The 10462-nt window shown below is 32.5% G+C and carries 10 protein-coding genes and 2 pseudogenes; 5 read left to right on the top strand and 7 right to left on the bottom strand.

The features are described 5' to 3' along the window. On the bottom strand, positions 1 to 262 hold a 262-nt coding region (gene tnpA / locus BM088_RS26395; protein WP_143085016.1), incomplete at its 3' end, for an IS200/IS605 family transposase. Between the two features lie 33 nt (positions 263 to 295). Beyond that, complete coding sequence (locus tag BM088_RS26390) at positions 296 to 718, bottom strand: hypothetical protein (RefSeq protein WP_091991862.1); 423 nt, start codon at positions 716 to 718, stop codon at positions 296 to 298. 116 nt (positions 719 to 834) lie between these two features. On the opposite strand from BM088_RS26390, the gene BM088_RS26385 reads away from it, so the two are divergent. Beyond that, positions 835 to 1425 (top strand): winged helix-turn-helix transcriptional regulator, encoded by a 591-nt coding sequence (locus BM088_RS26385; protein ID WP_091991860.1) that lies wholly within the window; start codon positions 835 to 837, stop codon positions 1423 to 1425. A gap of 119 nt (positions 1426 to 1544) precedes the next feature. Then, positions 1545 to 3083, top strand: coding sequence for a response regulator (locus BM088_RS26380; RefSeq protein ID WP_091991858.1), 1539 nt, complete (start codon positions 1545 to 1547; stop codon positions 3081 to 3083). Positions 3084 to 3180: 97 nt separating this feature from the next. Here BM088_RS26380 and BM088_RS26375 read toward each other — a convergent pair whose 3' ends face one another. Then, on the bottom strand, positions 3181 to 4461 hold the full coding sequence (locus tag BM088_RS26375; protein WP_091991856.1) for a hypothetical protein: 1281 nt from the start codon (positions 4459 to 4461) through the stop codon (positions 3181 to 3183). Between the two features lie 581 nt (positions 4462 to 5042). Here BM088_RS26375 and BM088_RS27985 point away from each other — a divergent pair. Then, positions 5043 to 5210 (top strand): prepilin-type N-terminal cleavage/methylation domain-containing protein, encoded by a 168-nt coding sequence (locus BM088_RS27985; RefSeq protein WP_091991854.1) that lies wholly within the window; start codon positions 5043 to 5045, stop codon positions 5208 to 5210. Between the two features lie 323 nt (positions 5211 to 5533). On the opposite strand, the gene BM088_RS26365 is transcribed toward BM088_RS27985, so the two are convergent. Further along, on the bottom strand, positions 5534 to 6004 hold the full coding sequence (locus BM088_RS26365; RefSeq protein ID WP_091991852.1) for a carboxymuconolactone decarboxylase family protein: 471 nt from the start codon (positions 6002 to 6004) through the stop codon (positions 5534 to 5536). 80 nt (positions 6005 to 6084) lie between these two features. Between BM088_RS26365 and BM088_RS26360 the strand changes: the two genes are divergently transcribed. After that, a complete protein-coding gene (locus BM088_RS26360) occupies positions 6085 to 6906 on the top strand; it encodes a helix-turn-helix domain-containing protein (protein ID WP_091991850.1) in 822 nt (273 codons plus the stop codon). 120 nt (positions 6907 to 7026) lie between these two features. Here BM088_RS26360 and BM088_RS27490 read toward each other — a convergent pair whose 3' ends face one another. The 3 genes and pseudogenes from BM088_RS27490 to BM088_RS26350 all read right to left on the bottom strand — a co-directional run. Further along, on the bottom strand, positions 7027 to 7182 hold the full coding sequence (locus tag BM088_RS27490) for a hypothetical protein (protein ID WP_177208194.1): 156 nt from the start codon (positions 7180 to 7182) through the stop codon (positions 7027 to 7029). Between the two features lie 374 nt (positions 7183 to 7556). Further along, complete coding sequence (locus tag BM088_RS26355; RefSeq protein WP_091991848.1) at positions 7557 to 9500, bottom strand: alpha/beta hydrolase family protein; 1944 nt, start codon at positions 9498 to 9500, stop codon at positions 7557 to 7559. A 181-nt stretch (positions 9501 to 9681) separates the two neighbouring features. Beyond that, positions 9682 to 10161 (bottom strand): annotated as a pseudogene (locus tag BM088_RS26350) (DUF4386 domain-containing protein); the annotation flags it as partial. 95 nt (positions 10162 to 10256) lie between these two features. Here BM088_RS26350 and BM088_RS26345 point away from each other — a divergent pair. Then, positions 10257 to 10462: pseudogene (locus BM088_RS26345) on the top strand (IS982 family transposase); the annotation flags it as partial.

Below are 10462 nucleotides of genomic sequence, written 5' to 3'. Positions count from 1 at the left end.
ACTCTCTGGCTGAAATACTTTTTATCACCTGCATGATTTGACTAGGTGACATTTTTGGTTCACTTCTTACGACCATATGAATATGATCTTCTGGTATTTCTAATTCGACTATATCTATGTCGTAATCGTAACCAATTTTTTGAATTATAACTTTCATCGCTTCACGATAAGGATCAGAAAAAACTTTGTGTCGATACTTAGGTATCCACACAAAGTGATACATTAATCTAAAAACATGATGAGAATTTCTTTGAAGTTCCATGTAGTGGATACTACAGACTGAGGCAAGCTCAGTCTACACTATCCAGCACGGGGGCAAGCCCCCGAGATTTTCGCTACGCTCTGTTAAATACGCTAAGTTTTTTAACCCCCGGTATTGTAACCAAGCTAATGTGCCAACTAAGGTATTAATTACAACAATTATAATAAAGCCAATAACACTCACCTGACTTTCAAAAATATAAGCAATTAACAAACTACCTAATACCCAAAGCACATCAGAAATAACAACCGACAATGCGAGCTTTTTTGCTAATGAGGGTATTTTTGCCATAAAAAATAATTGAATAGAAAAAAGACCTAATCCTACTGCTATCCCTATCCATATAAAAGGGGGTAATTGAATATGCGAAGTTAAGTTCATATAAGTAAACATAATAATAACGGCGCTTATGCCTGAAAAAAAACCATTAAATACCAATGCACTTTGTAATGTCATATCAGCCTCAAATTACTTTAAAAAGATATAGCGATATTATACTTTAAAAACATATAGTCAATTTAAAAATAAACTTTTATAATTGGCTAAGATTTTTCTGGGTGTAAATACATAAGATGAAACGAAGTTATCGACAAAATTGTGCCTTAGCATTGACAAGTGACGTACTCACTGAGCGTTGGACTTTACTCATTATAAGAGAGTTATTAATAAGTCCGTGCCGCTTTAAAGACTTAAATAATGTTTTACATTCTATGGGAACAAACCTACTCACAACTCGATTAAAAGAGCTGGAGTCAATGCATTTAATTGAGCGTAAAAATGAAAATAATAAACGCTCAGCATATCAACTCACAAAAATAGGCTTAGATACTGAGCCCCTTGTATTAGCAATGATAAAATGGGGAAACCAACATTTAACTGGCCAAAGTGAATTTACGCACCATAACCACTGGGATTTACTTGCTATGAAAGCGCTTTTTAATCAAAGTGAATTCAAAAAAGAAATTACACTCCAATTTAAGCATCAAGATTTTTGTGGCTGGGCTAAAGTAAGCAAAAATGGGTTTACTTTTGGCTTAGGCGATATAAAAGTCTCAGATCTCCAGTTAAATATGACAATAGCTGAACTAAAAACAGCCATAGACAATAAAGATAAATCAATTTTAGAGAATTTAATATTACCAGACTTTATCCGGTGTTTTTAGACTGCAATTTTAGCTTACTTCATAATACAAAAAGATAAGTTAAATTATTCTATTTTTATCCTAAACTTGAGTTATCTGAGTCCTAAAAATATTCACGATATTTTTGAAGAGAATAACTCATGAAAACAAGAAAAAGAAATTACTCTATTGATAAGCTTAAAATTGCGGTTCTTGATACTCAAGCCGCTAATATCAACATTTTATGTCAAATATTGCGCAGCAAAGGTATAAAAAAAATAGAACGCTTTATCAACGAACAAAAGTTTCAAGAATATAGCGATATAAATGAATTAGATATAATTTTTTTAGAAAATGATCTTCATGGCGAACTCAGTGGTGTTGAGTTTATTGATGAATTGATTTTTGCAAAAAAATTATCCCCTCATACACGTATTATTTTTATTTCACCTTTAGCAACTTCATTAATTTACACTGCTGATCACCCTTTTCAAATCAGTGGTTTTGTAGATAAACCTTATGGTGCAGCATGTATTCAGAAACAACTTGAACAACACCTATGGGTTAAAAATACATTAAGCGATACTTTCTCGGACATTGAAAACTCCGATTTTAAAGCTGCATTTTTTAAACTTAAATCTTTAAAAAAAATACGTTTCCCAACATTTTTGAAAAACATAATTAATCGTATTTTAATTAATTTATTGATTGAGTTAGGTGAATATAAAATTGCAGAGTCTGCTATCACTCCTTTTTGTAATGAGGCTTTTCCGTGGGCACTTTGGAGTTTATTTTATGTTAACCATGAACTAGGACATTTAGAAAAATGTGCGCAATTCCTTCAAACAACCCATATAAAAAACCAATATCCTAACCGCGTTTTTTATTGGCAAATTTTTCTAGCTTTAGAATCAAAAGATTTCGAAACAGTGAGAACACTGTTAGAAGAATTTCCTGCTGTTAATATGCCGCCTATACTTATTAGGTTATGCACTTTAATTTTTATTATATTAGAAGATTTTGAACTAGCGATTGATTTTTTAACGCGAAAGCGCCGAATTTTAGCAGGTAATAAAATAATAAATCAGTTTTTAACTATCAGCTTAATGCGCGTTTATCTTTATCAGGCATTAATTGAAAAAGGAAGTAGTCAAGTATCCCTAATAGCAAAAGCACAAGAATGTCTTAATTCAATTCAAAGTAGTGCTGTTAAAAGTACTTTTTTAGTAGATTTTGAATATATAAACTTACTTTTATCAATATTGAAAAAAAAAGATAAAACAACAGCGCAACAGCTAACTGGATTAAATTCAAAATGGCAAGATTCAAAGTTTGACCCAAGTATCTGTGCGCTCAAAGCCTGCGTGAATCATATTGGAGGAGATGAAAATGCCTGTTTTGAATTAATTTATCGGGGTAACTGTGAGTTTTCAGATCTGGTACATAGCGCTAGACGTATCTATTCTTCTTTACTTCAAAAATTTGCTTTCAACTTTATATACAAAGAGCAGCAACAAGCTGATATCTATAATCAACTGGGACGTCGCCACTTTATAGATAGACAGTATAAACTCGCAACTAAAATGTTCTTTTGTGCAATATCCCTTAATGCAGATAACAAAAATTATAAAATTAATATTCAAGAGTCGATGAAAAAAGGAAAAATAAAAGAGTATTTAGGTATAAAGGTCGAAGAGTAAACAAAGACAATGACATAAATTGAAAAATCGATATTTTAATTCAATAGGCATTTAGCATTCATCACTAAATGCCTATTTAGTGTTTACCACTTAATTCTTATTTAAAATAACCTTCCAACTGAGTACTGAAAACTTTGTTATATAACTTATTGTATAGACTACTATTTATTTTATCGGCAAGTTTAGCGTCTCTAATAGCAATTTGCGTTAAATCATCTTCTCGCTCAACAGTTAATTTTGGCACAGGTCCTGTTAAAGTCATTCTATGATTAACAATGCACTGCCCAGCAACTATCATTAATGGATTTAAATGATTTTTTACTGCTTGCTCTACTTTGTATTTATAACCAGGTTTACCAAAGTCGCTGCAAATCAAATTCACGATAACCCAAGTATCGGCACTTAACAAAAAGTAACAGCCTAATAGCGGGCTTTTTGCAAATATACTACTGTCTATTTCCCATGGTTTTTGAAATATACCTTTAACCGCCTGCATTTCGTCCCAGTCTTTTTTCAACAAATGCAAACTTATCAATAAACGAGAAGCCATGCCAATAATAGATGCGGCGGTTCCTGTTGCAGCACCTGCGTCAAGGAATATGCCAGCAGCTTTTGCGGTTGCTTCTATAGCATGAGTTCCTGCGTTTGCAGCACAGGCATTTCTTTCTCTTTCAATCAGTTTTTTGACCGCCAAAAATGCCGCGGTAGGATCTCCAGGCAATAACCCTTTGTGTGAATTTTTAATACTGTGTGCTGACTTAGCAGCAGATAATGCTAAATAACCGTTATAGGTCGTCATAGATGTCGAATATGCCAAACCCACACCTGGTGTTACCTGAGCAATAAAGTCAGACAAGCTTTTCCCTAATATGTCTTTTATTAAGGCCATCATGCCAGGATCTGTTGCCGCATTGCCAAGAATAAGGTTGACTAAGTTTCTTGCCTGAGTATATGCAGAGCTCCCCACACTTCCTGCTTGATATACCGCTGTTGATGCTTCATAAACAGTATAAACCTTACTCGAAAGTTTTATCTCACGGCCTTGAAATAAATGAACAATATATTGTCGACGATGATCTTCTAAGTAACGTATTGCCGTTTTATCTAACTCAGTTAATTCAAATTCATTATTAATTTGTTTAATTAAATCAACCACAGCCCCATTGGTATTACGGACGCTACTTTTCCAGGTGGCTCCTTTTTCTTCTTGCCAAACTTCAATTGCTGTTGAAACTTCAACTCTGAGTTTTGGTGTTCGACCCTGTAAATGATAATTTTTAAGTTTGTTATCAATATTTTTCAGCGCACTGCTTCTGGGTTTAGTAATTCCAGCTTTAGTTCTTTGTAGCCAGAGGTTATATTCCATCAGTTCTAACATAATACTGATCCTAAATTCGGTTATTGCTTTCACTTATGAAAGATTTTTGCACTTCTAAACCTAACTCACCTTAATTGAGAGGGAGTTAAAAGGAAAAAGCCCCATTAAAACACACGCATTACAAGTCACTTTAACGCACTCAAATATTGCGTACCTAGTGTTTTATTCCATTACCGAAAATTAATATTGTTTTCAAATCTTATAAAAAATAAGTGCTTCCTTGCCAAAAATTAGCTTACTTATACAAGATAGTAAAAAATGAAATTAAAAATGGATATTTTTAATAACTATCAAAAATTAGTAGCTAACTTTTTATATTATGGCATGCAATAAAGGAGGAAATAAGGAAGGGAAGTATACAAGCCATAAAAAACACAAAAATAGTACTAACACTAAAGTCTAAGCATGGGAAAATAACGACCCAATTTTAGGTAACTATCGCTTTATAAAAAGTGCATCTTATTTCGACAAAACTGCACTACAACAGGTGTTATTGCATTCACTTATACAAAAATGACACACAGATTAAGAATATTATATAATGCTGTTTCTGTTGAATAATATTTTTAGGTCAGTGTAATATGAAGCAAAAAGGTTTTACACTCATCGAGCTAATCATAGTAATAGTCATTTTAGGTATTTTAGCTATTACTGCTAGTACTCGGTTTTTAAATATTCAATCAGATGCACGTATAGTCGCATTAAAAGAACTCAAAAGAGGGATGAATTCTGCGGCACACATGATATAAGTAAAAGCCATAATCCCTAAAATTGATAAAATAAAATCTGATAGTTCTCCAACTCCAGATCCAAAAATTGATGATGTAAATATTTCATATGGCTATCCTGAAGCTTTATCCATAGGTGCCAGGCCCAAATTCGAATTAAATACGAGTGGCTGTTAAATTACACTCCGTTTATAAATTCATAAAATATGACTTTCATAAGTTAGAGCCGAGAACAAAAATATTTGTTCTCGGCTCCAGTAAATACTTAAACGTATCTCTTATTTATTTAACGGCAACTGAACCATTTAAATACCCTATAAAACGCCTTATACTTTTTAAAACTTTCAATTTTCAACACTATAACCTCCTACATCCGCTTGAAAACTAATACCAATGCGATTCCATGTATTAATTGTGGTAATGACTAAAGTTAAATCGACAATTTGTTCATCTGAATAAAATTGTTTCACATTTTCAAATAGCTTATCGGATACTCCCCTTTTATGAATTATGGTATTTGCTTCTGCCCACGCCAATGCAGCTCTTTGAGCATCTGAAAAAAAAGGGGTTTCACGCCATGCATTTAATGCATATATTCTTTGTTCTGTTTCGCCTGCCGCTCTTGCTTCTTTTGTATGCATACCAATACAATAAGCACAGCCATTAATCTGAGAAACCCTAATTTTGATCAGATGACACAAACTGACATCCAGTGTTTTTTTACCTTCACAACACATGCTTATATAGTTTTCAATATTAAGTATTGTATTTATGGCTTCAGGGGATGCTTTAAAGTAATTTAATCTTGAGTTCATTTTTTAGCTCTCTTAACATAGGTTAGTTTTTTCTATATTAAGTAACTTTAAAGTTTTGAAATTGTATAAAAGCGACAAAAATGCAAGATATTAATGAAATTCAATTGCAAATGCATGCCCCTTGTACCGAGCTAATTGGCTTTGTACAAACAATATGGTTTGCTACAAATACCTCCAATAAACAAACGCTCTCTTTCAAAATATTGAATGATTGTGCTTCTGGATTCATATTTAACTTTGGCGATGAAATTAATTTAAAAATGAAAGGTGTTAATCAAGTTTCACAAAAAGAATACCTCTTACTTGGCCCTACAACAGATATGCTGACACTGACGTTTAAAAATGAAATTAACTGTATTGGCATTAGGTTCTTCCCCGAAACAGGGCATCACTTTTTAAATGTAGAAATGTCACAGCTGGCAAATAAAATCATATTTAGGTACAAAAGCCATTTTGAAACCGGCTCAGTACTATACAAAGATATAAAACAATTACTGGATAAAAAAGCAGATAAAAAAGACGTTATTCACATAATAGAAGCGTACTTATTACATGTATTGAAAAAGAGTAAAGTTAAAATACATCATAAGCTCAATAATATTTTAAAAGCGATTCAAAATGACCAAGGCATCAATATTTCAAAAATCAGTCATGATTTTAAAATTTCACACCGTGATCTACAAAGACTATTTAAACGCTATATAGGAGTCGCACCCAATGTTTATATTCGCATCAACAAAATCAGGAATTTAAAAACAATTATAGCGAATAATCGTTTTGATTCTTTAACCCAACTTTCATTGGATAATGGCTATTTTGATCAGGCACATTTCATTCGAGATTTTAAAGGTTTTATGCAAGAGACACCTAAAAAGTACTATAAAATTAAAAACCCCAACTGATGCGTAAATCAAAAAATTAAACCAAGTATGTACTTTATCGACTAAAACCGACTTCATGTTTATTTATGATTAATAAATAAAACCTCAAATATGAAATCGGTAATAAAAATGACCGCTTAATTAACAGTACAAGGTATCTGAACATAAGCCTGTATTATAACAATAAGCACGACTGGTCGTTAAACCACCTGCAATCTGCTTTGTCATATCAGAAGGTAGTACTTTATTATCTTTAGATAGGTTTTTAAGTTTCTTTTTAGCTAATTTTAATTTCATTTTTTTGATCCTTATTATTAAAAAAAGTTGCCTGTAAAACGCGAGCCCAATAAAGGTACTGTCAATTAATGAAAAGTAAATGCCGATATCACCTTTTATACGACTTTATAAGTAACAAGAAGTTACTAGATTAAAATCAACATATTAATGCAGGCATTATATCAAGTACTCTTGGCATGAATTATAAAATGAGTCGTTTAAACTTGCTTGTTAAAAGTACTCAAAGAAAAAGATGTGTATCCGATGTTTAAGTCATGAATGAAAATATGATTAAGTTTGCTGGAGAGATAAGGGTAAAAAAGCAGATGTTTTGTCTCAATAACAAAACATCTGAAACTATTAAACGATATTAAAGTGTCGTATGAATTATAGTATTAAAGCCCTATGTGTTTATTTAAAAACGCTAATGTACGCTTATAATATTCTTCACGGTTTTTTTCATTATAAAAGCCATGACCTTCTTTTTCTTTAAATAACCATTCATACGGTTTTTGATGTTTATCTAAAGCATCTTTAAGTAAATAAGCTTGTTCTGGTGGCGTTCTCTCATCTTTTCCGCCATGTACTATAAATACCGGAATATTTAATTTTTCAATATAGTTAATTGGTGAACTTGCCTTAAGATGTTTTTCATCATCACCAAATAGCTCTTTAAATTTATGCTCTATTGAACCATTAAACTTACTAAGATCACCTTGAATAAGTTTATTTGCGTCATAATAACCCGCCATGGCAATGCTACATTTATATAAATCATCTTTTATCAAAGGCGCCATTAATGCTGAATAACCGCCAAAACTTGCGCCCATAATGCAGATCCTATCACTATCGATTGCATCTAATTGTTGCGCCCAAAGTGTGCCATCAATAATATCAAGTTGTGTTAATTTAACTCCTGCTTGATAGGCTTTTTCCTGAAATTCTTTGCCATAACCACCAGAGCCTCTAAAGTTGACTTGCAGCACTGCAAAACCATTATTTGCTAACATTTGGGCTTCACCATCGTAAAACCAAGTATCTCTGATACCGTATGGCCCGCCATGGGGTATCACTACTAGAGGATGTTTTACATTGTTTTTGCCTTGTGGCTTTGTCAGATAACCGTGGATAGTAACCCCATCTCTTGTTTTATAATTTATAGCTTGTCGTTGTGCCATATCTTCAGGGTATAACCACGATTTACGACTTACTAGATATTGCGCTTTTTTAGTTTTAGTATTAAATAAATAAAAATCACCTGCATTTCTATCACTCTTAACTAAAAATATGACTTTACTGCCATCTTTAGTTTGAGACTGAATAAATACGGTGTCATTTGGAAAGCTTTTTGATAATTGTTTACGCAGTTTAACGTAATCGTTATTTTCTACTAAATAATTGGTTTTTATTTTACCCGGCATAGTCATCACAGCAACGGGTTGATTATTTTCTGGTTCATAAATAATTGTATATATATCTACATTTTCATCTTGGAATAACTTAGAGAGATTTTTTGATTTAATTTCGTAATCAAATAAAGAACGTGTTTTATTATCAAGTTTTTTAGTAAATGTGATGTGCTCACCATCTTCGCTTATTCTTTGTGGTTCAAATAAATTAAGTGGATGAGAATCCTCCAACATAGTCCATTTTCTGTCTTGATAGAAATAAGATTTTTTTATTCCTTTCCAATTAGTTCCTGAGGCAAATAAAGGTTTACCTTCCTCACCTAGTATAAAATTCATATTACCAAAAGGTGTTAAGGTAATTCTTTTACGTTTTGCATTATAGGCATTAACACGCCATAAAGAGGTACCCGCATCATAGGTATTATCCCAAGAAGACGAAGCGACAATAAAATGTTTATCATCATTTTCAAGCAAAGATGCAACATAACCCCAAGCTCGAATAGGTCCTTGACTCTTATTTCGACTCGGCCTTTTGGGTAAAGGAACATGAAAACCAAAAACAGGCATGTATTTAGAACCATCAAAGTTCATCGCAAAAACTTCACCATAATCGAAAGATTGTTCATGACTGTCTTTATCAATTGCCTTAGAGAATAAAATACGTTCATTATTCAGCCATTTAAAATAAGAAAGTTTTTCACCTTCTTGAAGTTTAATAGAATTAGCTAAGGTTTTAGTTTCAACATTCATTATGACCAATGAAGAAATGCCTTTATCTGTCATAGAGGCTGCAAAATATTTACCATCTGGTGATAGTTCAATATCTTGAAAAGTTGATTTTTTAGCAAAATGGATTAACGGCAGCGGTTTTGCAAATACTTGGCCCATACCAAGTAAAGTAAACATGATAATTACAATTATATTTTTCATTATCTTCCTGATAGATGTATATTGTTTTTGGTACAAAATAAGCGGGATTCTAATTTAAAATATACATAAATACAATGAATTAAAAGTTTGATTAGAATAAAGCATTAACTAAATTCGATAATATAAAAGTACTTAAAACGGCACTTTATACAAGGTATCACATGCCAAATATCAGGATTTATTAATTGATTACTTTTTGTAACTCAGTTTTCTCTTTATTTTTATGCTCTTTAGCCCCCATAATTAAAAGCCATAAACAGCTACCAATTTCCCCCATAGAAGCAGGCCATTGTACATAACTAGGGATACTAATCTCAGGGAAAAGCAGAGCACAGATAAACTTGATTAAATAGCTAAAACAGCCAGTCATTAATAAGATACCAAAAACCTTTGGCACAAACCCAGATCTAAACATAAGATAACCAAAAGGGAATAACCAAAGGCCCCAAAATAACTGAACAAGCTGAATACCGTTATTATGCGATTTCAATAACAACATAATTTGCGCATTTAACTGCTCAGTTTCAAAAATACTTAAGTACTGAGCACCACTTATCAAACTAAGTACATCATATTTGGTGACAATATTCATAAAAGAAATAGGCACACTCATAACTGCTAGCACAACCATGGCCACAGCAAAGGGCTTATTAACTGAACTAAGTAACCTGAATTCTGGATAAGAAGTGAACTAATTGCCCACCTAGCGATCAGATCTTTCGACCAAGAACGATTTGAAAGCATAACGGTGGGCAGATGAATAAATTAATTGAAATTTTTTGCGATGTCGATGATTTTTGTCATCAGTTTTTACCCGAATGGGAAGCGCTATTAATCTCTGACAGCACTAAAAAGCGTAGGCGCAGTTCGAAAATGTCTACAAGTGAATGTATGACTATTATGATTGCTTTTCATCAGTCAAATCATCGTGATTTCAAGAACTTTTATATTGGTCTGGTCAG

Source organism: Pseudoalteromonas denitrificans DSM 6059 (assembly GCF_900112265.1).
GTDB lineage: Bacteria > Pseudomonadota > Gammaproteobacteria > Enterobacterales > Alteromonadaceae > Pseudoalteromonas > Pseudoalteromonas denitrificans.
The sequence above is the reverse complement of the archived record's forward strand: the minus strand, read 5'-3'. Positions and strand labels throughout refer to the sequence as shown.

Excerpts from the sequence above, each read along its gene's own strand:
- BM088_RS26390 (WP_091991862.1), bottom strand. The coding sequence starts at position 718 with ATGACATTACAAAGTGCATTGGTATTTAATGGTTTTTTTTCAGGCATA.
- BM088_RS26385 (WP_091991860.1), top strand. The coding sequence starts at position 835 with ATGAAACGAAGTTATCGACAAAATTGTGCCTTAGCATTGACAAGTGAC.
- BM088_RS26380 (WP_091991858.1), top strand. The coding sequence starts at position 1,545 with ATGAAAACAAGAAAAAGAAATTACTCTATTGATAAGCTTAAAATTGCG.
- BM088_RS26375 (WP_091991856.1), bottom strand. The coding sequence starts at position 4,461 with ATGTTAGAACTGATGGAATATAACCTCTGGCTACAAAGAACTAAAGCT.
- BM088_RS27985 (WP_091991854.1), top strand. The coding sequence starts at position 5,043 with ATGAAGCAAAAAGGTTTTACACTCATCGAGCTAATCATAGTAATAGTC.
- BM088_RS26365 (WP_091991852.1), bottom strand. The coding sequence starts at position 6,004 with ATGAACTCAAGATTAAATTACTTTAAAGCATCCCCTGAAGCCATAAAT.
- BM088_RS26360 (WP_091991850.1), top strand. The coding sequence starts at position 6,085 with ATGCAAGATATTAATGAAATTCAATTGCAAATGCATGCCCCTTGTACC.
- BM088_RS27490 (WP_177208194.1), bottom strand. The coding sequence starts at position 7,182 with ATGAAATTAAAATTAGCTAAAAAGAAACTTAAAAACCTATCTAAAGAT.
- BM088_RS26355 (WP_091991848.1), bottom strand. The coding sequence starts at position 9,500 with ATGAAAAATATAATTGTAATTATCATGTTTACTTTACTTGGTATGGGC.